Annotated in this window: 24 protein-coding genes; 9 read left to right on the forward strand and 15 right to left on the reverse strand. The window is 60.5% G+C overall.

Going from position 1 to position 21,248, the window contains the following annotated elements:
- Positions 1–9: 9 nt before the first annotated feature.
- Positions 10–993 carry a DUF1852 domain-containing protein gene (locus ABI582_RS00415; protein ID WP_442118422.1) on the reverse strand — a complete coding sequence of 328 codons (984 nt, stop codon included), beginning with the start codon at positions 991–993 and terminating at the stop codon, positions 10–12.
- Positions 994–1,269: 276 nt separating this feature from the next.
- Here ABI582_RS00415 and ABI582_RS00420 point away from each other — a divergent pair, with 276 nt between their 5' ends.
- On the forward strand, positions 1,270–1,935 hold the full coding sequence (locus tag ABI582_RS00420; RefSeq protein WP_442118038.1) for a tellurite resistance TerB family protein: 666 nt from the start codon (positions 1,270–1,272) through the stop codon (positions 1,933–1,935).
- Between the two features lie 71 nt (positions 1,936–2,006).
- Here the strand turns inward: ABI582_RS00420 and ABI582_RS00425 are convergent, their stop codons facing one another.
- Entirely contained in the window at positions 2,007–2,318 is a 312-nt protein-coding gene (locus tag ABI582_RS00425) for a hypothetical protein (protein WP_019473310.1), read from the reverse strand.
- A 296-nt stretch (positions 2,319–2,614) separates the two neighbouring features.
- Between ABI582_RS00425 and ABI582_RS00430 the strand changes: the two genes are divergently transcribed.
- The gene (locus tag ABI582_RS00430; protein WP_442118039.1) at positions 2,615–3,124 is read left to right on the forward strand and encodes a ProQ/FinO family protein; all 510 of its coding nucleotides are present in this window, start codon (positions 2,615–2,617) and stop codon (positions 3,122–3,124) included.
- A gap of 27 nt (positions 3,125–3,151) precedes the next feature.
- Here ABI582_RS00430 and ABI582_RS00435 read toward each other — a convergent pair whose 3' ends face one another.
- Entirely contained in the window at positions 3,152–3,538 is a 387-nt protein-coding gene (locus ABI582_RS00435; protein WP_442118040.1) for a LysR substrate-binding domain-containing protein, read from the reverse strand.
- Between the two features lie 261 nt (positions 3,539–3,799).
- Here ABI582_RS00435 and ABI582_RS00440 point away from each other — a divergent pair, with 261 nt between their 5' ends.
- The gene (locus ABI582_RS00440) at positions 3,800–4,933 is read left to right on the forward strand and encodes an aminotransferase class V-fold PLP-dependent enzyme (protein ID WP_442118041.1); all 1,134 of its coding nucleotides are present in this window, start codon (positions 3,800–3,802) and stop codon (positions 4,931–4,933) included.
- A gap of 4 nt (positions 4,934–4,937) precedes the next feature.
- Here ABI582_RS00440 and ABI582_RS00445 read toward each other — a convergent pair whose 3' ends face one another.
- The 7 genes from ABI582_RS00445 to ABI582_RS00475 all read right to left on the reverse strand — a co-directional run bounded on the left by ABI582_RS00445 (position 4,938) and on the right by ABI582_RS00475 (position 11,578).
- Positions 4,938–5,564: an APC family permease gene (locus ABI582_RS00445; protein ID WP_442118042.1), complete on the reverse strand. Its 627-nt coding sequence runs from the start codon at positions 5,562–5,564 to the stop codon at positions 4,938–4,940.
- Positions 5,564–5,878: an amino acid permease gene (locus tag ABI582_RS00450; protein WP_442118043.1), complete on the reverse strand. Its 315-nt coding sequence runs from the start codon at positions 5,876–5,878 to the stop codon at positions 5,564–5,566. The genes ABI582_RS00445 and ABI582_RS00450 overlap by 1 nt, the downstream gene beginning before the upstream one ends.
- A complete protein-coding gene (locus ABI582_RS00455) occupies positions 5,857–6,258 on the reverse strand; it encodes a hypothetical protein (protein ID WP_442118044.1) in 402 nt (133 codons plus the stop codon). Before ABI582_RS00455 ends, ABI582_RS00450 begins: the two co-directional genes overlap by 22 nt.
- Positions 6,259–6,404: 146 nt before the next feature.
- On the reverse strand, positions 6,405–7,730 hold the full coding sequence (locus ABI582_RS00460) for an alginate export family protein (RefSeq protein ID WP_442118045.1): 1,326 nt from the start codon (positions 7,728–7,730) through the stop codon (positions 6,405–6,407).
- A gap of 137 nt (positions 7,731–7,867) precedes the next feature.
- A complete protein-coding gene (locus ABI582_RS00465; RefSeq protein ID WP_442118046.1) occupies positions 7,868–9,502 on the reverse strand; it encodes an amidohydrolase in 1,635 nt (544 codons plus the stop codon).
- Between the two features lie 51 nt (positions 9,503–9,553).
- Complete coding sequence (locus ABI582_RS00470) at positions 9,554–10,654, reverse strand: polyamine ABC transporter substrate-binding protein (protein WP_442118047.1); 1,101 nt, start codon at positions 10,652–10,654, stop codon at positions 9,554–9,556.
- Between the two features lie 108 nt (positions 10,655–10,762).
- Positions 10,763–11,578, reverse strand: coding sequence for a carbon-nitrogen hydrolase family protein (locus ABI582_RS00475; protein WP_442118048.1), 816 nt, complete (start codon positions 11,576–11,578; stop codon positions 10,763–10,765).
- Positions 11,579–11,707: 129 nt separating this feature from the next.
- Between ABI582_RS00475 and ABI582_RS00480 the strand changes: the two genes are divergently transcribed.
- Positions 11,708–12,502 (forward strand): response regulator transcription factor, encoded by a 795-nt coding sequence (locus tag ABI582_RS00480; protein ID WP_442118423.1) that lies wholly within the window; start codon positions 11,708–11,710, stop codon positions 12,500–12,502.
- Between the two features lie 152 nt (positions 12,503–12,654).
- Here ABI582_RS00480 and ABI582_RS00485 read toward each other — a convergent pair whose 3' ends face one another.
- A complete protein-coding gene (locus tag ABI582_RS00485; RefSeq protein ID WP_338747158.1) occupies positions 12,655–12,927 on the reverse strand; it encodes a PepSY domain-containing protein in 273 nt (90 codons plus the stop codon).
- 162 nt (positions 12,928–13,089) lie between these two features.
- On the opposite strand from ABI582_RS00485, the gene ABI582_RS00490 reads away from it, so the two are divergent.
- Positions 13,090–13,782, forward strand: a complete 693-nt coding sequence (locus ABI582_RS00490; RefSeq protein WP_338747498.1) for a DUF421 domain-containing protein — start codon at positions 13,090–13,092, stop codon at positions 13,780–13,782.
- 71 nt (positions 13,783–13,853) lie between these two features.
- Here the strand turns inward: ABI582_RS00490 and ABI582_RS00495 are convergent, their stop codons facing one another.
- From ABI582_RS00495 to ABI582_RS00505, 3 genes are read right to left on the reverse strand one after another with little or no spacing between them, the layout of a single operon-like run.
- The gene (locus ABI582_RS00495; RefSeq protein ID WP_338747157.1) at positions 13,854–14,660 is read right to left on the reverse strand and encodes a DUF3618 domain-containing protein; all 807 of its coding nucleotides are present in this window, start codon (positions 14,658–14,660) and stop codon (positions 13,854–13,856) included.
- Positions 14,657–15,091, reverse strand: a complete 435-nt coding sequence (locus tag ABI582_RS00500) for a phage holin family protein (RefSeq protein WP_442118049.1) — start codon at positions 15,089–15,091, stop codon at positions 14,657–14,659. Before ABI582_RS00500 ends, ABI582_RS00495 begins: the two co-directional genes overlap by 4 nt.
- Positions 15,091–15,633 carry a hypothetical protein gene (locus tag ABI582_RS00505; protein ID WP_338747155.1) on the reverse strand — a complete coding sequence of 181 codons (543 nt, stop codon included), beginning with the start codon at positions 15,631–15,633 and terminating at the stop codon, positions 15,091–15,093. The genes ABI582_RS00500 and ABI582_RS00505 overlap by 1 nt, the downstream gene beginning before the upstream one ends.
- 341 nt (positions 15,634–15,974) lie before the next feature.
- Here ABI582_RS00505 and ABI582_RS00510 point away from each other — a divergent pair, with 341 nt between their 5' ends.
- From ABI582_RS00510 to ABI582_RS00525, 4 genes are all read left to right on the forward strand, one after another.
- Positions 15,975–16,370 carry a hypothetical protein gene (locus ABI582_RS00510; RefSeq protein ID WP_442118050.1) on the forward strand — a complete coding sequence of 132 codons (396 nt, stop codon included), beginning with the start codon at positions 15,975–15,977 and terminating at the stop codon, positions 16,368–16,370.
- 267 nt (positions 16,371–16,637) lie between these two features.
- Entirely contained in the window at positions 16,638–17,165 is a 528-nt protein-coding gene (locus ABI582_RS00515) for a (2Fe-2S)-binding protein (protein WP_338747153.1), read from the forward strand.
- Entirely contained in the window at positions 17,162–18,163 is a 1,002-nt protein-coding gene (locus ABI582_RS00520; protein ID WP_442118051.1) for an FAD binding domain-containing protein, read from the forward strand. Before ABI582_RS00515 ends, ABI582_RS00520 begins: the two co-directional genes overlap by 4 nt.
- Positions 18,160–20,358 (forward strand): xanthine dehydrogenase family protein molybdopterin-binding subunit, encoded by a 2,199-nt coding sequence (locus ABI582_RS00525; RefSeq protein WP_442118052.1) that lies wholly within the window; start codon positions 18,160–18,162, stop codon positions 20,356–20,358. The genes ABI582_RS00520 and ABI582_RS00525 overlap by 4 nt, the downstream gene beginning before the upstream one ends.
- A gap of 9 nt (positions 20,359–20,367) precedes the next feature.
- On the opposite strand, the gene ABI582_RS00530 is transcribed toward ABI582_RS00525, so the two are convergent.
- Positions 20,368–21,087 carry a DUF72 domain-containing protein gene (locus ABI582_RS00530; protein WP_338747150.1) on the reverse strand — a complete coding sequence of 240 codons (720 nt, stop codon included), beginning with the start codon at positions 21,085–21,087 and terminating at the stop codon, positions 20,368–20,370.
- Between the last annotated feature and the right edge of the window lie 161 nt (positions 21,088–21,248).

Here is a 21,248-nt window from a genome sequence, read left to right on the forward strand (position 1 = left end):
ATAAGTTAATCAGCAGTAATTGGCGGACCACTGCTCAAGCATCGCGTGGTGCGGTTTGATAAAGTGCTCCTCGACAAACTGCCCCTGCTCGATGGCCAACCGGCTACGCTCCTCCCGGTCATAAACAATACGGGTCAGCGAGTAATCCTGATGCTGCAAGCTGGGTTGATAGCATTTACCGGCGGCAGAGTTCGCATTGTAGATTTCGGGCCGATAGATCTTCTGAAAAGTATCCATGGTGCTGATGGTGCTGATCAGCTCAAGGTTGGTGTAATCACTGAGCAAATCGCCGGAAAAATAGAAGGCCAACGGCGCAACACTGTTTGCCGGCATAAAATAGCGCACCTTCAAACCCATCTTCTCAAAATAGGTATCCGTCAACGAATACTCATCCTGCTGATATTCAAAACCCAACACAGGGTGCTGGTTATCCGTGCGATGGTAAGTCTTGCTGCTTGAAACACTCAAACAGATGACGGGAGGCTTGTCGAAGTGCGCCTTGTAAGTACTTGAGTTGACGAAGCGCTTGAACAGCTTCCCATGCAGCTCGCCGAAATGGTCTGGCGTGCTGAACACAGCCTGGTTTGCATTGTGCCCCAGCAGCAGCACGCTAAAATCGTAATCGCGCACGTAGGATGAAAAATTGTTCCCCACCATGCCCGCAAATCGCTCGCCGGTGTGTCGGTCGATAATGCTGGTTTTCAATATTTCAATAAGGGGCAACGCCTGATCCACGCCTTCAGCATCGATACCCATCTCGACAGAAATGATGTCCAGCTCGACGGCGTAGCGGTCGCCCTTGGGATTGTCCCAATGCGCCAATGCGTTGAAGCGGTTATCTATCATCTTCAAGGTGCTGCGCAAGTTCTCTTGCCGGCTCGCACCTCTCGCCAAGTTGGCAAAGTTGGTAGTGAGGCGCGTCTTTTCGGAGGGCTGATAATGCTCGTCAAAGCGAACGCTCTTGATGGAAAAACTGAAATCTTTATTCGTCATGGCGGGCAGCCCACTCAAATATCCATATGCTCTGTAGTTGGCCTGCAGTTTAGGTTGGGGTAGTGACCGTGGGAACTGAATTGATTTCACAGAACCTTTAGTCACGCTCATGACGACCATGGGGAATAACGCGGAAGATGACCTGCCGGGAGAATTTGCGTGGGTTCGCCCCCCCTGCGCCAGGTCGTCTCCAGTCGGCCAGACGGTCATGGCGAAGCGCCTTGAGAGGGCTATCGTTGCTTGTCTGGACAACGACTACCCAGCGAGGGCGGTGCCATGAACACCAGTGATCTACTCGAACAGTTACTTCGGGCGGGGCAAGGTTCACAAGCGCGTCAAGGAAACAGCGGCCTGTCATGGCAAAACGGCCTTGGCGGCCTGGGCGGCTTGTTGGGTGGTTTGTTAGGTGGCCGTGGTGACAGCAGCACGGGCGGCTTGCCTCAGGGGCGCTCCACCGGCGGCACCAATTTCGCGGCGCTGGCGTCGTTGGGCATGATGGTTTTTCAGGCCTACCAAAGCTGGCAGCGCAGCCAGGCGGCAGCTCCGCAACAGGCGCTACGTACTGTTGATCAACTGGCCGGCCCTGAGGCCGAGGACCACAGCCATGCGATCCTGCGAGCACTGATTGCGGCAGCCAAGGCAGACGGCCGCATCGACCCGCAGGAAGAACAGCTGATCTACGCGGAAATAAAGCGCCACACCAGCGACCCGCAACTGCAGCAGTGGCTGGATGACGAAGTCAGCAAGCCACTCGATGTTGCCGAAGTGGCCCAGTCTGCCCACGACCCGGCCATGGCCGCAGAAATGTACCTGGCCAGCGTGATGCTGGTGGATGACCAGCAAGATGCGGAGCGGGCCTACCTTGATGAACTGGCCGGCGCATTGCAAATCGACCCGGCACTGCAGGTGCATCTGGAACAGCAGGCCAAGGCAACGGCCTGAACGAATCTGAAGCCGCTACGCGGCCCGCTCGCACCAGGGTGGCTAGCCACCCTGGTGCACATCAGCGACGATCAGCGGTCTTGGTCACGCTGTGGGTTATCGCGCTGCGACTGCTGACCTCCCATGCGGTCTTTATCAGCCTGGTTCTGCTTGTCGGTCATGCTGTCTTCCTGCCGGCCGCCTTTGCTTCCGGAATCGCGGTCCCAGTCCTTGTTCATCTTGTCCTCGGGCTTCTGCCCTGGCTGGTTCTGACCTTGTTGCTGCTGGTTGGGCATGCCACCACCCGAGCCTTGACCGCCCTGCTGGCCGGTACCTGCGGTGTTGTTGCCAGTACCGCTATTGGCATTGCCCTGGTTGGCGCCCTTGTCTTGATTATTAGCCATGATCGCTTACCTCAAGTCAGACACAGAAAGGCCTGTGTGCTTCATACGACTGCGGCCTTGCAGGCGTGGATGTATTTATTCGCGGCCTTTCGGATGAGCGATACCAAATGCAGCTACTTGATACTGCGCGGCGCTAAATACCGATGTGCCCTAGGACCGGGACGGGGCCTGCAATCGGCAAAAAGGACACGCTTTGGCCAGGAAAATTGGCACAATTCATCTGTTTAGGCTGATCTATGGCGCTGCATGGCATATCCTTGTGCCTCGCAATCAACTTCGAAGCAGTGAATTGAACAATGGGTTTTGAACAACTAGCCGAGCTACGTGACCGCCTGCGGGCGGAGAAAGTGCAGGAAAAGGCCGATAGCACCAAGCAGCCCAAGCGCAAGGCGCCGCCACAGGCCAAGCCTCGTGAGCAGGACCCGGCGGTGGCAGCGATCTGGCCATTGCAGAAGCATTTTCCATTGGCCTTCCCTGTCAATCCGGCCCCCAAGGTTCCGCTCAAAGAGGGCATTTTCAAGGATGCCGAGCAACACCTGGAACTGCTCGGAATTACCCGCGAACAGCTCAAGCTGGGCATTTCTACCTGGTGCAAGGGAACCCGCTACTGGGCAAGCATGGTAGAGAATGCCCCGCGCCTGGACTTGAATGGTCAAGTCGCTGGCATTGTGACCGCCACTCAGGCGATCCATGCCAAGCAACAAGCTGCGCGGCATCGTAGCCAGGAGCGCCGAAATCGTGCGAAGGCGAAAGCGCCTGTTGCGGCCCCCGCTGCCGAGAGCGCAGCGCCGCAGACTTCGGGCTGAATACAGTCGCGCTCTGCCCGGTGCCTGTCAGGATGAAACCCACAGGGAACTGGGCTGGGCGTGTGGCTGAGGGTTGATGAATGCCCGTACATGGGGCCGGCTCAGGCTCTCTTGGCGGGTGACCACGTAATAGGCGAAGCGCGAAGGCCAAGGTCGGTCTACCGCTACCACCAATCGGCCGCTTCGCAGGTCGTCCTCCGCGTGCTGCGCCTGTACCAGCGCGATGCCCGGGCCACTGGCGGCCGCGCTTAGCAAAAGCTGGCAGAAGAAGTACTGCCGCTGTTTCCATCGTTGAGTGAGCCAGAGCCCCATGCGCAAGACTGGTAGCCATTGTGGGTTATCAACGCAGCGCTTACCGGTTGTAAGCCTGACGCTGTAAATTGTGAACGGCTGCTTTCGCCCCATTACACACATCTGGATCCTGGGCCCGCTTCGCGGCCCATCGCCGGCAAGCTCGGCTCCCACAGGTATAGCGCAGGCCTCGGCCTGATCATAGTCCTGTGGGAGCTGGCTTGCCGGCGATGAGGCCGGTCCTGGCAACAGAGCGTGGGATCGGTGTCTATTTTGGGGCGACAGCGGGCGGGTTCAGCGCAATCAGTCCCGCCCGATCTTGTCATTTGCCAAGTCTTAGGGCAGGGTCGATACCACTGACATCTCTGCCCAAGGAGTGACCCCATGTCAACGCTTTATCCCAGTAATGATCCTGAGGGGCTGATCGAGTACTCGGTGGTCTACACCGACCGCTCGCTCAACCACATGTCACAAACCTTTCAAGGCGTGATGAAGAACATTTCCAGCACGCTGAAACAGGTCTATGGCGCCCAGGCTGTTGCGGTAGTGCCGGGCAGCGGTACATTCGGCATGGAATCGGTAGCGCGACAGTTTGCCACCGGCCAGCAATGCCTGGTGATACGCAATGGCTGGTTCAGTTATCGCTGGAGCCAAATCCTTGATGCGGGCAACATCCCAGCGGCCACCACAGTGCTGAAAGCCCGACCAGTCGAGGCGGGACGCCAGGCTGCCTACACGCCCCCGCCGCTGGAGGAAGTGCTGGCGAGCATCCAGGCGCACAAGCCGAAAATCGTCTTCGCCCCCCACGTTGAAACCTCATCCGGGATTATCCTGCCCGACGATTACCTGCGGGCCGTCGGCGACGCGGTGCATGCGGTGGGTGGCCTGTTCGTGCTGGACTGCATCGCCTCCGGCACGCTTTGGGTTGATATGCACAAGTGCGCAGTCGACCTGCTGATCAGCGCACCGCAAAAAGGCTGGAGCGCCTCCCCTTGCTGTGCCCTGGTGATGCTCAGCGCGTTGGCCCTGGAGCGCATCGAGCACACGCAAAGCAGCAGCTTTGCCTGCGACCTGAAAAAGTGGCTCCAGATCATGCAGGCCTACGAACAGGGCGGTCATGCCTACCATGCGACCATGCCCAGCGATTCGCTGGCGCGGTTCAACGACGTGATGAACGAGATGCAAGCCTACGGTTTCGAGAAGCTGCGCAGTGAACAACAGGCGCTGGGTGATCGGGTGCGCGCCATGCTGACCGGCAAAGGTATCAAGAGCGTGGCCGCAGCCGGCTTTCAAGCCCCGGGCGTCGTGGTGAGCTACACCGATGACGCCGACATCAAGACCGGCAAGAAGTTTGCCGATCACGGCCTGCAGATAGCGGCTGGCGTGCCGTTGCAATGCGACGAGCCAGCCGATTTCCAGACCTTTCGCATCGGTCTGTTCGGGCTCGAAAAGCTGCATAACATCGAGCGTACGGTCAGCACCCTTGAGCAGGCCCTTGATGAAGTGATGGCGGACTAAACCATCATCCTCCTGCCATAAGGTCGGGCGCAGGCTGGCGGAAACCTCGTGTGAGCCAGGTTAGGTAGACCACGCCAAGGGTAAGCCAACAAAGCCCAATGACAATCGCGGTCGCGCTTAGCTGGCTTACCAAGTAAAGGTTTACACACATACCCGCAAGGGGGGAAAACAGATAACCGACAAGCCCAAGGCGCTCGCGCCGCCGAGCACGGTAGAAGTAGCAAATGACGCACAGATTCACTGCGGTGAAGCCAAGGAAGGCACCGAAGTTGATGAAGGAAGTTGCCATTTCGAGCGTCAGGTTCAAACCCAGCAACCCGATCACTGCTGTGAGCAACAGGTTGAAAATCGGCGCCCCGGTCTTGGGGTTGAGGGTGCCAAATAAGGGTTTTGGCAACACGCCGGCCCGGCCCATGAAATAAAGCAGGCGGCTGGTGCTGAGTTGCACGATGAGACCAGAGGCAAACCCGGAGACGATTAAACCGAAGTTGAGCCAATCCGCAAACACCTGCCCGCCTACTTTGATGGACATGAGATAGGCAGCGGTCTGAGCATCGTCGAATACGCCGCCGGGATGGACCAATTGCATGATGTACGCCACAAACGCAAACAGCAGGCCTGCCGTCGCCATCACCAGCACCACGGCGCGCGGGATGTTGTCCTTGCGTCGCGCGTTTCCTCCGCCATGGTGGTGACCGCATCGAAGCCCAGATAGGAATATGCCGCCACGGCTGCCGCTGCCGAGACACCCACGAAGGTACTACTGGCGTTCCACAATGGCGCTGTCAGGGACGCCGGAGACTGATACACCAGGTGGATCAGGCACAAAAACACAAACAGCAGCACCAGGGCAATGCCCAACCCTGTCAGCAATTTGTTGGTTCGGTCGGCAAGGCTGAGCCCCAGGACATTTACCAGCGTGGTCAGGCCGATATTGACCAACATCCACCCCAGAACGGTATGCCAGGGAATTGCACATTGAGAAATACCGCCTGCACCAGCCAGGCGACCATGGGCATGAACAGGTAGTCCAGCAACACCAGCCAACCAACCAGAAACCCAAACTGCCCCCCCAGCATTTGCCGGGCGTAGAAATAAGCGGAGCCGGAAACGGGAAACAGCCTTGCCATCTTGGCGTAGCTCAATGCCGACAACAGCATGGCGCCGGTGGCCAGTAGAAAAGCACTGGGCGCTGTGCCGGCGCTACCCTGGGCAATGACACCAAAAATGACCAGCACCAGGCTGGGCGCCATGTAGGCCAGACCGAACAGCACGACCGAAGTCAGGCTGAGGCTGGCGGTCAATTTGACCGGTTTATCGGCCATGGCAGCCCCCCCTTTCAAGCATGAACGAGGGGACGGCGAAGAGGGGCGCCTTGCGACACCCGAAAGCTGCATTGATCACGGTGGTGTTCCTGTTGTTGATGGAGCGGATGCGGCCGCTGCGGGCAGCATCCACCTGCTGGTGTCGTTCAATAGCGGTAGGAGACGAACATTTCTAATGCACTGAAATTGTCGTTGCCGTAGGTTTCGCGGGCGGCTGCAAGGGGCTGGACCCAGCTATAGGAGACGCTGGTGTAGACGCTCGCTGTCGGGGCCCATTCGACGAACAGCACATTTTCGTCGGCGAAGCGTCGATCGCTCACGGCCCCTCCGTTGAGCACTTTTTCATCCAGGTTGAACTGGTAATGAATGCCGCCCAGGCTCACCGTGGGTGTCAGGTGGGTGCGTAGCGCCCACTGGCTTACGCGTTCGTTGCTGTTGAACAACAGATAGTTGCCGACGACGTCGCCCATCAACCAGGTACCCCAGTCGACATACCCTTTGCTGAGCGGGTCCCAGGACTTCTGTTTGCCATCGCTGGGGTCGTCGTCGCCGGAGAAGGCGGCATAGCGATAGCTGAGCAATGGCTGCAGAGGCATGGAGGAAAAGGTGTAGTCGGCCTGGGCATACCAGGCGCTGGCGTCGTAGTGGACACCGGCGCCCGCGCCACGCTGGACGGCGTACTCACCGTGTAGCGTGAGGCCGTCGACAAACGGCAGCTTGCCTTGCAACGCGCGCAGGTTGTACACCTGCATTCCGTCACGCGGGGTCAACCTGTCGGCCTCGTGCGACAGGGCGTCGACCTTCATCGCCATGGCGCCCAGGGCTACCGTATCGACTAAGTCATAGTCGATATTCAAGCCGTTCATACGAAAGTCACCCAGGTCGTCATCCGTGCGCAAGCTGAATGCCTGGGCGCTGAGCGAGCCGTGGCGGTAGCCCAGAAGCGCAGAGTCGCGAAACGCGGTGCGTGGGCCAACCCAGTACGCGGCATCGTCGAAGAGGTCGAGGTTGCCGTCCATGACGATGAAGCCGGTGCCGACCTTGTAGTCTTGGCGCCCGGCGCTGAACGACCAGTCCCCTTTGCGCACGCCGCCATAGAAGGCTTCGATGGCGAGCCCATGATCGGAGCTGCGGGTGTAGCCGCCTGCGTCGCCGTCACCAAACGTTGCAGCCGCCACCGACGACACGCCGCCAAACACTTCAAGATCAGGGCTGATCTCGAAGCGCAGGGTTGCACCGGGTTTCATATACATCTCCTGCCACACAGCCCGCTCGCCGGTATTGTGGCCACTGCGCAGATCCACGCGCCCGACACCAAAATTGACGTCGCTTGCGCGGATATTGGCGATGCCTGCGGCCAGTGTCGCTTCCCCTGAAACGTCGCCAGCTTCGAAGGTATACCCGGCAAAGGCGCACGGGCTGAGTAAGGCGCCTAGCGCTGAAAGCACGCGTGCCTGGTTGATGAAGGACATGCTGAGTTCTCCCGTTTTCTTCTTGTTCTAATGACAAACGCGGTGCCTCGCGCGCGCACTGCTCCCTGGGCCAGAAGGCCCGGGGCGAGATAGAGGGGGTGTGCGTGGCGTGCTTCGCCCCGTTGCGGGGCGAACCGTCAGCCGAAGCCCGGGTCTCGATGCACTTCCTGACCTTCCAGCAGGGTGAGCAAGACCTGGGTCTGGGCTATTTCGCCGGGCGCGACTTCAAACAGGTTGCGGTCAAGCACAATCAGGTCAGCGTACTTGCCTACGCTGAGGCTGCCGGTACAGTCATCCCGCCAGGCGGCGTGGGCTGCATTGAGCGTATAGCCACGCAGCGCATCTTCAATGCTGATGCGGTGATGTGGGTTGTGCACCGGGTCGTCGGGGCTGGCATCGATTGCTTGGCGGGTGACCGCTGATTGCAGGATCTGGAAGGGGTCATAGGTACTCACGCCCCAGTCGCTGCTCATCATGCAGGTCACGCCTTTGCGTACAAATGCACCGATGGGGAAGATCCACTGGCTGCGTTGCTCGCCCAGCATGGCGTGAGCAATGGCGTCGGCTTCAGGTTGCGGCTGTGCCCACAACGGTTGGAAGTTGGCCAGGATGCCCAAGGTGGTGAAGCGGGGAATGTCGACTCGGGCCACCACTTGCAGGTGGGCGAGCTGGTGGCGCGAGTCCCATTTGCCATTCTGTTGGCGGGCGTAGTCAATGCCATCCACCGCGGCACGCACAGCACCGTCGCCGATGGTATGTACGTGCAACTGGAACCTCTCCCGGTCGAAGGCTGCAAAGTACTCGTTGATCTGCGCCTGGGTAAACATCAGGTCGGCATTACCACCGGTGTCACTGCGGGGCTCAAGGAACACTGCCGTACCGCTTTCCAGTACGCCGTCGAGGAAGAACTTGGCCGAGTGCATGCTTACCCTATCGCCCTGGTAGGTGCTGCGCAGGTCCTGGAGCTCGCCAAGCTGCTCGTCCAGCGGCTTGTGCGCGAAGACCTTGGAGGTGGCTCGAACGCGCAGGGTCAGGTCACCGCGCTCATAGGACGCCTGGTAGTTTTTCATGTAGTTGCGGTTGACCATGGCATCCAGTATGCCCGTGATGCCCCGGCGGTTGAATGCCTTGCTGAAGTGCTGCATGGCCGCCAGGTATTCCTCGTCCGTGTACCCGGGGGCGATACGATTCATGGCCCAGATCGCATCCTCCAGCAGCCACCCCTTGGGCGCACCGTCGGCGTTGCGCACATAACTGCCGTTCTGTGGCTCTGGGCTGCCTGGGCGTACACCGGCAATCTCGAAAGCTGCGCTGTTGGCCCAGCCATTGTGGTAGTCGTTGGCGAGCATGAGTGCCGGTCGACCGCCCGTCACACTGTCGAGCAGCTCTTTGGTGAGCACGTCAGGGCCGAACAGGCTGGGGGAAAAGCCGACGCCACGGATCCACGTCTTGTCGGGATGGCGTTCGACGAACTCGCGGATACAGCTCAGCAGCTCATCAAGGGTAGTCGCGGCGTATAGCGAGGCATTGTGATAGAGGTCGGCGCTGCTGAGCTGAAAATGCACGTGGTTGTCTTGCAGGCCGGGCAACATCAGCCGCCCTTGTGCGTTGATGCGGCGCGTATCGACGCCCGCCATGCATTCGATATCCACGTTGGCGCCCACCGCCACGATGCGACCCTGATGCACGGCAATGGCCTGGGCCCTGGGCAGGTCAGGGTCCATGGTGTGGATGTCAGCGTGGGTGATGATCAAGTCTGCAGAGTGAGTCATGAGTACTCCAGTCAAGCGCATTGTTGTTATACGAAGGGTCAGGCGCGCCCCTCAGGTGCCGCTCTTCACCTTGCTCCAGAGGCGGGTACGCAAGCGCTCCAGCTTGAGCGGCAGCGTTTCGAGCGGGTACAGCGTGGCCAGGACATCCTTCGAGGGGTAAACCGCCGGATTGTTGCGCAGTTGCGGATTGATAAAGGCCGTGGCGTCCTTGTTGCCATTGGGGTAGCCGAGGTAGTCGGAGCTTTTGGCTATTACTTGCGGGCGCAGCATGTAGTTGATGAAGTCATAGCCGTGCTGCGGATGCGGGGCGTCCTTGAGCAACACCATGTTTTCAAACCAGACCGGTGCGCCTTCCTTCGGAATGCTGTAGGCCAGCTTGATGCCGTTGTTGGCATGGTCTGCCGTGACCTTGGCGTTGTAGACCGAGCCGCCCCACCCCACCACGGCACAGATGTCGCCATTGGCCAGGTCGGTGGTGAACTTCGAAGAATCGAAATAGCGGATGTACGGCCGCACCTTGAGCAGCAACGCTTCAGCCCTGCGGTAGTCTTCGGGGTTCTTGCTGTTCGGTGGCAGCCCTAGGTAGCTCAGCGCAATAGGCACGATCTCTACGGGCGCATCCAGCATCGCTACGCCGCATTTGCTGAGCTTCGCGATGTTTTCTTCTTTGAATATCAGGTCCCAGGAATTCACCGGCGCGCTCAGACCCAGCAGTTGTCGGACCTTGACCTGATCATAGCCAATGCCCGTCGTGCCCCACATATAGGGCACGCCGTAGCGGTTGCCCGGGTCGTTGCCTTGCTGTTTTGCCAGAATTTCCGGGGCCAGGTGCGACCAGTTGCCCAAGCGCTCACGATCCAGCTCCTGTACCACCCCGGCCCTGACCAAGCTGGGTAACAGGTCGTCCGGCACCATCGCCACGTCATAGCCCGAGCGTCCGGCCATTAACTTGCTCTGCATCACTTCGGCATTGTCGAAGGCGTCCCAGATCAGCGTGATGCCCGTATCTGCCTCGAACTCCTTCGGCGTTTGCGGTGCCAGGAAGTCAGACCAGTTGTAAAGGTGTACGCGGGCAGGCTCCGCGTGGGCAACGTTCAAGCTGGCGCCGAGCAGTGCGACAAGGCCGAACTTCAGTAAAGGGTGAAGCGTCATGGAAGGCTCCTGGCGAAGTGCCGGCTGGAGACCGTGCAGTCCGCTGACTGTCGCTGGATTATTGTTATCGTTGGCGCGATCCCAGTGGCCATGGGCATCACGCCGTGCTCATGGAATGAGCAGTTCGCGTCGGCCATCGGCATGTTCGATACGCTCACCGGGCAGCTGGAAGCGCTGGTCCGCCTGGTAGTGGTAGAGCGCACGGGCCTCGGCCAGTTGGGTCATGTCCAACTCGATGACATGCCGGCACTCCTGACGCCCACTTTCCAGCAACACCTGCCCGAACGGGTCTACCACCGCACTGCCACCGGCGAAGACAGTATTGTCCTCACCCTCCCCGACCCGGTTGACGACAACGGCAAACACCTGGTTTTCCTGCGCGCGGGCGGTAACCGAGGTGCGGTGCACGTGACCATAGGGTTCCATGTTGCCATCGGTAACCAGGATCAGCTCGGCGCCCAGTGCCGCCACAGCCCGGGCGGTTTCCGGGAACTCGGTGTCGTAGCAGATCAGCAGGCCGATGCGCACGCCGCGCCACTCCACTGTGCCGTAGCGGTCGCCGGGCAACACCAGCCCGGGTTCGGATACCCAGAGGTGGGTCTTGCGGTAACTGAGCTGAATACCTTCGGGGGTGATGAACAGCGTCGAATTGTAGTAATGCCCACCGTCGTTCTCGATCAGCCCAACTACCACCGCCACCTGACGCTCACGCGCTGCCTGCTGGATGGCCAGGATACTGGGGCTGTCCAAGGGCAAGGCCTGTTCGGCAATGTTCTGCTGATTCAGAAAACCGGTGACCTGTGCTTCGGGGAAAACGATGATATCGACGCCTGACGCGCAATGGGTGATGGCATCCAGGATACGGCGCAGATTGTAGGCGGTATCGCCATCGCGCCCCGCCAGCTGTACGAGTTCGAGCTTCATATTCGGACCTTGTTATCGGGTGAAGTCCCGGTCAGGAAATAAGTGACTTTTGCAAAAGGTCGATGCAATTATGCGTTTTTCCAGCCTGTTTCCTATCACGTCGAGTGGTTAACCCCAGGGGGTAGATACATGACACCAACGCTCCAGGACATGGCCTGGCATCGCGCTGCCGGCCACGTGATCGAACACCTGGACAAGGCTGATTTCTGGCGAACCTTGAGCCGATTGATAGGCGAATATGTACCGATCGATAACTGGGCGGTGCTGCTGTTCAACGAGGGTTGCCCGTTTGCATTCGCTGAAAGCCCGTATGAGGGAGAGGGCCCCGACCCGCTGTTCCACGACTACATCAAGGGCATGTACCTGCTCGACCCTTTCTACATCGCCAATCGCGAGCACCCGGCAACCGGGCTGTTCCGCCTAGCGGACGTGGCACCGGAGCGTTTCGGGGGGACCGAATATCACGAGCGTTACTTCAACCCATATGTGAAACAGGATGAACTGCACTACAACGTGCGGCTCGATGAGGTGCGTAGCCTGTGCCTGTCTCTGGGAAGCCGGCACTTGTTCACGCCTGAGCAGGTTTCGCTGCTGGAGATGATTCGCCCGTGGGTAGTGGGGCTGATGCGCCAACGCATGTTCTTCGAGCCGACGATGCCCGAAAGCGCGCCTCGCCAGGCGCCTCGCTGGCAAGCCAATCTTGAAGAGGCCATGGTGCGCCTTGGCACGCCTCTGACAGCCAGGGAGCTGGATGTGATCCGCCTGATCCTCAGCGGCTGCTCGAACAAGGAAGTGGCTGCCAAACTGGGTATCTCGGCGGAGACCGTGAAGGTGCACCGCCGGCATGTCTACGCGAAGCTGAATATAAAATCGCCGCAAGAACTGTTTGCGCTGTTCCACAAGGCACAGGTTGAAAGCGCTTGAGTGTGAACCATTCGGAATGCCACCCTGCGCTGAATTCGATTCGAAATAACTACCTGAGTGCTGCTACCGCAGACTCACCACCAGCCTTGAGGCTGAGGAACAACAAGCCCGCGCTCATCACGCGGGCCGCGCAGCAAACAACTCTCGCCTTATCAGTTGTCCAGCTCGTCCTTGATGATCTTGCCGTCATGTGGATCGACCTGGAATTCGTACTGCTTGCCGTCAGCTTTCATGCCCTCACCTTCCCAATGGCCGTCATCGGCCTCGATCTTGGTGATCTGCGTGTAGCCGGCACCTTTCAGGGTCGCCTCTGCCTGATCCTTGGTCACCTTCCAGTCTGCCCCAGGCTGATCAGCCCATGCTGCAGTGCTTGCCAATGCGCCAGCCATGGCCAGCCCGGTGAACAGTCGAGTCATCGCTTTCATCGCTGACATCCTTTTTTCATGAAGTTAAACGCTCTGACTGGCGCGCCAATGCCACCGTTCAGTTTGTTTTCACTTGCAGCCGCAGTCATCAATCGATGAACCAGGAATGTGCGAAAACGGTCAACCGCTTACCTGAAAATGACGGAAGGATGGGTGGAACGAATGGTTTCGTTTGATCTGCAACGGATGCTGATAGGCGAGTTCCCATTTACCTTTCTTCTGGAAGTTGCCGTCCGTGCTTCGGCGGCCTTCCTCGCCGTGTTCCTGTTTCTGAAATTCAGTGGCCGACGCGGGATCAGGCAGCTTTCCCGTTTCGAGCTCGTAGTGATTCTTACCTTGGGCTCTGCCGCCGGCGATGTGACCTTTTACGAAGATGTGCCTCTGCTTCCGGTGGCCCTGGTTTTCATCACCCTGTTTCTGCTTTATCGAGCAACGGTCTACCTCATGAGACGAAGCAGGACCTGCGAGGCCTGGATCGATGGGCTGCCGATCACGGTAGTAAAGGACGGAATGTACGAGATTCATTCCCTGCGTCACATGAACATTTCACCCAATGAACTGTTCATGGAGCTGCGCCAACAAGGCGTCGAGCACCTGGGCCAGGTTCGCCTGGGCCTTCTGGAAACCGATGGCGACCTCAGCCTGTATTTCTACGACCAGGAGGACACACGCCCCGGCCTGTCCGTGCTGCCGTTGGAACACCGCCCGGAGTACCCGTCGCCCCCTGGCGCCGGGATGCATTGCTGCGTCAGCTGTGGTTTCCCAACCTATCATGAGGCGCACGACACAATTGCCTGTACACGCTGTGGCCACACGGTATGGTCACCTGCATTGGTCACCGTGCGTAACCGCTAGCGGTTCGCCCCAAAGGCAAAGGTGCCAGCCTTCTGCCTTGGCAGCAAAGGCTGGCACTGCACGTCAACGGATCAAGGCGTGAAGCCCAGGCCAGCTGAAAGGTCTGAGCCTTGCGGTTTGCCTGCTTGCTGGGTCTGTTGCTGCTGGCCCGCCTGATCGAGCGATTGTTCGACCGATGCCTTCGCCTCGTTGGCTTTTTCCTTGAGCGTGTCGGTCAAACGATCACTGCTGGCGCCCATCAGCTGATCTTCTTTGCGAGTACCGGGCAGAGCCGCCCCCAGGGCCGCGCCCAGGGCGATACCCAGGGCGGCCAACACCAGCGGTTGCTCCTGGAGCAGATGGTCGAATTGCCCCTTCAGCGCCGTTGCCTGGTCTGCGACCTTGTGTGCAGAGTGGCGCAGGGTGTCCGCCGAAGCACCCATGGAATCGCGTACGCCGCTTCCCAGCTCACTGGCCCGGTCGCGCACATCATGGGCTTTCATGCTTACCTGCTGACTGGCATCGTGTACCGCCTCCCCCGCATGCGCAAAAGCATCCTTGACCGTATCCACCGCGTCTGCCAGTTTTTCGCCCAACCCGGGGCCCTGGTGCACAGGGCCGGGATTAAAGGGGCGGTTCTGGTTCAGGCCCAGCCAGACCAGGCCCAGGACAGTCAGGGTAGCCGGTACCGGGTTGTTCTTGACCGTAGTGCCCAGGTTTTGAAAGAACTCGCCGCCACTGCCCTTGCCGTAGGCCAATAGGCGGTCGACCATCTGGCCTGGGCTAAGGCGCTGCTCAAGCGCATCCATCAGGTCGCTGATGTGCTCGCGCTTGGCATTGATTTCCTGCTCGAGCAGGTCCGGGTCTTTTTGCGCGTCATGTTCGAAGGAAGTGGTCATGGCAATTTCCTCTTCAGCGTGTCCTTGTCCTGCTGCATCGCGTGCAACGTGCGCTCAGGGGCCAGGTGCGCGGGCTCGAACTGCTTCTTGCCCGACTGCAGCATGATGAACCCTATTACCACGGTAATCGCGCCCACGATCAGGGCTGCAAGCCAGGGTTCGACCACCATGGCCAAGGCGTAGACCGCCGCCAGCAGCAGGATGATGAAGCCGGCCAGCACCACGATCGCACCCGCCGCAACCGCCGCCGTGCCGGCCTTGAGCGTGGCAAGGTTGTGCTGCAGTTCGGTTTTGGCCAGTGCCAGTTCCTTGGTGAACAAATCCGGTACTTCCCGCATCAACTGGCGCAACAGGCCACCGACGCCGACGCCGACGGCGTCATCTTCCGGCGAGTGCACACCCGGTGTGGCATGCAAGGGATCCTTGTTCATCACTCACCTCCTTTGAGCGGGTCGCGCTCGAACGGGCTGCCGCTGACGGGCGTGCCTGCACCAGGCCCGACCGGGTCGACCGGGGTGTAAGGGTGCCGGGTTGAAACGTCGCTACCGCGATCAGGCGTCACGGCCTGCGCAGGGTGTGACGGGTGCCACTCCTGAGATGGGGCATCAGTTTGGCCCCCATGGCTGGCGCTTGCGCGTATGAAACGCGACACTGCAAACCCGACCGCGACGCTACCGGCCAGGAATAGCGCCGGGTTGCTCCGCGCCAGCTGGGCACCGCGCTGCAGCAGGTGCTCGGCGCTTTCATGGCGTACCTGTTCGGCAAAGTCGCCCATACAGGTGGCTGCCTGGCTTAGGTATTGCGAGAGCCCCAGCGTGTCGTTGTCTTGCAGCGCTGCTGCGGCCGAGCGCACCCCTTCCTCAAGCGAATCAAGCTGATCTGCTGCGCTATCGCGGTAGTGCTCGAATTGCTCGCTGCCTTTCTCCCTGGCCTCACCAAGCAGCGCACCTGCCTCATTGGTGATGGCATGCACATGATCCTGCGTGCTCCCAGGTGGGGACGTTGAGCTTTGATCGGTCTTGTCCATCGTCATGCCCTCGTAGCTGACTGTTGAGCGAATGCCACAACAATGACTGGGCATTCATTCGGGGGACGCAGCCATGACGACGGGAGTTCAGAGTATGTGATCTATGACATTTATCTGAAGGCTCAAAAGAAATGACGCGATTAACCTGGGGCACTGGAGCCGGAGCAGAGGCTTTGGGTGCGCTGGTAATCAGTGCCAGCAGGGGCATTCCGTTGGTCAGTACCGACGCACGGTTCGCCCCCGAGCAGGACGAAGAAGAAGTGAACAACCTAAAGAGGAGATTCACCATGAACATCATCAAGGCCCATTCACTGCTACTCGTACTGTGCATCGGTGCCAGTGCACCGTTGGTGCTGGCGGCCACCGGCATGAACGATCAACGCGCACCTGGTGCGCAGACTCAGGACAACGGCCCCATGGATGGCACCGGCTCCGGCACGCCTGGTGATGGCATGGGGACCGGGTCTGGCGGTACGGGTACCAATGGTACCGACAATACCGGGGGTGACGGCACCGACAACGGCTCGGGCACGGGCACAGGCGCGGGTAACGGCACGGGTGGCGCCGCAGGTAGCGGCGCAGGACCGGACGCCGGCAGCGGAGGCTCGGGCGGTTCTGGTTCTGGTTCTGGTTCTGGTTCTGGTTCCGGCGCTGGCGGTAGTAGCGGTGGTTCAGGCGGTTGAGCCAACCACCCAAATCTGCGTGCGAGCATCCAAATCTGAAAGCTGGCGCGACCCCTCTGGGGGCGAGCAAGCTCGCGAAGCAGACCGCGCGTTGCATGGCACGGGCTTCGCCCGTGTTCGCGGGCATGCCCGCTCCCATAGGAACTCGACAAGCTTCTAGACCCAGGCACGGGCGCTTTACCCAGTTCGGCTGAACGTTTGCACAGCGGGCCCGGTCGCACCACATAGATGCAGTCAACTGTGCAAGACCGACCGTGAGGACCTCCCATGAGCGCAACCGCCCCCGAGGGTGTCATAGAACACCCCATCCGCCTGACCCTCAATGGTCAGCCCCGATCACTGCAGGTGCACCCCTGGACCACGTTGCTCGACCTGCTGCGTGAGCAACTGGACCTGGTAGGCACCAAGAAGGGCTGCGACCATGGCCAGTGCGGGGCCTGCACAGTGTTGCGTGATGGCAAGCGTATCAACGCCTGCCTCACGCTGGCGATCATGTGCGACGGGGCCGAGCTGGTCACCATCGAAGGGCTGGCCAGCGACGGCGAGCTGCACCCCTTGCAACGCGCCTTCATCCGCCATGATGCCTTCCAGTGTGGCTATTGCACGCCGGGGCAGATCTGTTCCGCAGTCGGGCTTGTTAACGAAGGGCATGCCGACAATCGCGAGGCCATTCGCGAACAGATGAGCGGCAACCTTTGCCGCTGCGGTGCCTACGGCAACATCGTTGCGGCAGTGGAAGAAGCCATGCCGTTGATGAAGGACGTGGCCCAGCCGCAAGGCGGGACGAACCCATGACGCCATTCAGTTATCACAAGCCCGCATCGGTCAGCGAAGCTGTCAGCCTGGCAGACGCCAGCTCGCGCTTCATTGCCGGTGGTACCAACCTCGTCGACCTGATGAAGGAAAACGTGGTTTGCCCCAACCGCCTGATCGACATCTCCGGCCTTGGCCTGAACGGCATCCAGCCCACCTCGAACGGCGGCGTGCTGATCGGTGCTTTGGTGAGCAATGCCGACCTGGCCTGGGACCCGATCATCCAACAGCATTATCCACTGCTGTCAGAGGCCATTCTGGCGGGGGCATCACCTCAGTTGCGGAACATGGCCAGCACCGGTGGCAACCTGCTGCAACGCACCCGTTGCTATTACTTCTATGACACCGGCACCCCCTGCAACAAGCGCGAACCGGGCAGCGGGTGCCCGGCCCGTACGGGACTGAACCGTATCCATGCCATTCTCGGCGCCAGCGATGCTTGCGTCGCCACCCACCCCTCGGACATGTGCGTGGCATTGGCGGCGCTCGAGGCTGTGGTGCACGTACAGGGGCCGGCCCGTGAACGCCAGATACCCTTCGCGGATTTCCACCGCCTGCCCGGCGACGCCCCAGAGCGCGACAACCAGCTGGCAACCGATGAGCTGGTGGTCGCCATCGAGTTGCCGCCCCCTGTATTCGAACACCATTACCGTTATTTGAAGATTCGCGACCGCGCCTCCTATGCGTTCGCATTGGTATCAGTCGCCGCGGCATTGAGCCTCGATGGCGGCGTGATCCAACAGGCTCGGCTGGCATTGGGCGGCGTTGCCCACAAGCCTTGGCGGGACACGGCTGTCGAAACGATGCTGGCCGGCCAGGTGCCTTCGCAAGCGCTTTTCACCCAAGCTGCGCATACCTTGCTGCAAGGGGCACAACCCCTGAGCCACAACGGTTTCAAGGTCACACTTGCGCAGCGCGCAATCGTTCGGGCATTGAGCGAGGCAGTGCTCGGTGCCGAAGCCAAGGGGGCAAAGCCATGATCGACACCACACCGATAGTCGGCACGCCCCTGGACCGCGTGGACGGCGTCGCCAAGGTCACGGGGCAGGCGCGCTACGCAGGTGAATACCCACAAGCCGGGCTGCTCCATGGCAGCGTCGTGTGCAGTACCATCGCCTGTGGTCGGGTGCTCGATATCGACCATTCACAGGCAATGCGCGTGCCCGGGGTAGTCGCTGTGCTGGACCATGGCCATCGGCCGCACATTTCCAGTTATGACGACGATTACAGTGACGCCGACTCGGCCGAGGGGTCGCCGTTTCGCCCATTGTTCAACGACCGCGTGCTCTACAGCGGTCAACCCTTGGCGCTGGTGGTAGCCACAACCCTTGAGGTGGCGCGATACGCAGGCTCGCTGATCAGAATCGACTATGCCGAGGAGGCCCACCAGACAGACCTGGGTGCAGCCCGGCAGTCCCATGAGGCACCCGCCGAAACACCAGCACCGCGTGGCGATTTCGCAGGGCAGTTTGCCGCTGCGCCGGTGCAGATAGATGCCACCTACCTGACGGCCAACGAGCATCACAACCCGATGGAGCCACATGCTTCGACCGTGCACTACAAGGTCGACGGCACCCTCGAAATCCACGACAAGACCCAAGGCACGCAAAATTGCCAGGACTACCTGCACAAGGTGTTCGGCCTGCCCAAGGCCAACATTCGTGTGCACGCGGCGTTCGTCGGCGGCGCGTTCGGCTCAGGCCTGCGCCCGCAGTACCAGCTACCGCTGGCCGTGATGGCGGCATTGCATTTGCAACGCTCGGTGCGCGTCACGCTGACTCGTCAGCAGATGTTCACCTTCGGCTACCGCCCCCGCACCGAGCAGCGGCTGCGGCTGGGTGCTGACGCAAGCGGGCGGTTGCTGGCGATCGCCCACGATGCACTTGGCCAGACATCACGCTTCGAGGACTTTACCGAGCACCTGGTGGAATGGAGCGGCATGCTCTACCAGTGCGACAACGTTGCGTTCAGCTATCGCCTGGCGCCGCTCGATGTATATACCCCGCTGGACATGCGTGCACCAGGGGCCGCGTCAGGCATGATTGCCCTCGAATGCGCCATGGATGAGCTCGCCTGTGCAGCCCAGATCGACCCGCTCGACCTGCGCCGGCGCAACTTCGCCGCCAACAATGGCAATGAGGGCAAGCCCTACTCCAGCAAGGAGCTGCTGGCATGCTACCAGCAAGGTGCCGAGCGTTTCGGCTGGCAAAACCGCAACCCGCAGCCGCGCAGCATGCGCAATGGCCACCAGCTGATCGGCTGGGGCATGGCCGGCGGGGTCTGGGAAGCCCTGCAGATGAAGGCCAGCGCCAAGGCCTGCATCGATGCCCAAGGTCACCTGACCGTCAGTAGCGCCACCACCGACATCGGTACCGGCACGTACACCGTCATGACCCAGATCGCAGCCGATGCAGCCGGCATCGGGGTGCAGGATGTCACCTTCGTGCTGGGGGACTCCTCCCTGCCGACAGCACCGCTGCAAGGTGGCTCGTTCACGGTGTCGTCGGTGGGCTCTGCCGTGCGCCAGGCCTGCCTGGTGCTGCGCAGCAAGCTGCTGGAACATGCGCGCAACTCGTATCCCGAAGTGGCCGGCACCCCCATGGAGCAGATCGTCTTCGCCGATGGCTACCTGCATGCGGGCAGCCATCGCCTGGCCCTGGCGGAAATAGTTGCCAGCGCTCCGGGGCGAAGTTTCGAAGTGCAGATAGAAGCTGAGCCGGGTGCCAGGCGCCAACCCTTCTCCACCGCGACACATTCGGCGGTCTTTGTGGAGGTGTATGTTGACGAGGACCTTGGCACCATCAAGGTCACCCGGGTGGTCAGCGCCGTGGCAGCAGGACGGGTAGTCAACCCGAAAACCGCGCGCAGCCAGATCCTGGGCGGCGTGGTGTGGGGCGTGGGCATGGCCCTGCACGAGGAAGCGCTGACCGATCACTGCTTGGGCCGCATCGTCAACCACAACCTGGCGGAGTACCACATCCCGGTCAACGCGGACAGCGGCGATATCGAGGTGATCTTCGTTGAAGAGAACGACGACATCGTCAACGAGCTGGGCTCCAAGGGGGTGGGTGAAATCGGCGTGGTCGGGGTGGCGGCGGCAGTGGCGAACGCTGTTTACCATGCCACGGGCAAGCGTGTGAGGGCTTTTCCGATCACGCTCGACAAGGTGCTGTAATCGAGTACATCAACGCCTCTGCAAGCAGGCCTGGGTCGCCAGTGCGTCGCCCTGGGCCGCTCCGCTTGCGGTGTTGTCGAATACGCACCAGGTCGGTAGTTGCAAGCTGTCGCGCTTCTGCAACTGGGTAGCCAGGCGCTGCAGGTAGTCGCTGCCATAAGCGCTGCGATAAATCTGTGGCTCACCGTGCAAGCGCCAATAGGCCAGGCCCTGCCAGCCGCCTGGCTGGGCATCCACACCAAAGCGCGAGGGGCTGGCCGCGACCTGGGCAACCTGAAAGTCGACGAGCACCGACTGCGCTGCCGCCCATGATCGGTGCCGCGGCTCGACCGCCAGCCCTCCCCCATAACGCGCGCGCAGTTCGGTGAAAAACGCATGAACAACGTCAGCTTCAAACGCCAACGACGGCGGCAACTGCACCAGCAGGCACCCAAGGCGATCGCCTAAATGCCCGCACTCATCGAGAAACCGCTCGAGCAGGCCCGCACAGCCCTGCAAGCGGTGCTCATGGGTGATGGCCTTGGGTAACTTGACGGAAAAACGAAAGTGCTCAGGCACCGACGCAGCCCATCGGGCATAAGTTTGCGACCGATGAGCACGGTAGAACGAGGAGTTGATTTCTACCGCGTTCAATCGGCCCGCGTAACGCTGCAAATGGGTCCCATGCAGGGGAAAGTGCTCGGCATGAAGCCGTGACAGGTTCCAGCCTGCGCAACCAAGATGAATCATCCTGAGCGTCCCTCTTGTGCATCAACAAGGCTGATCGCTTCGTGGCCTCTCGTAGTCGAGGCTCGGGTACCCAGACAGGTTCACTCACAGCACACCAGCGGTCATCTTGTAATTCAGCACGCCACTGGAACCCTTGACCTGAACTTTACAGCGCTCCACGC

It is taken from the genome of Pseudomonas sp. SAS7 (genome assembly GCF_052112345.1).
Taxonomy (GTDB): domain Bacteria; phylum Pseudomonadota; class Gammaproteobacteria; order Pseudomonadales; family Pseudomonadaceae; genus Aquipseudomonas; species Aquipseudomonas putida_Q.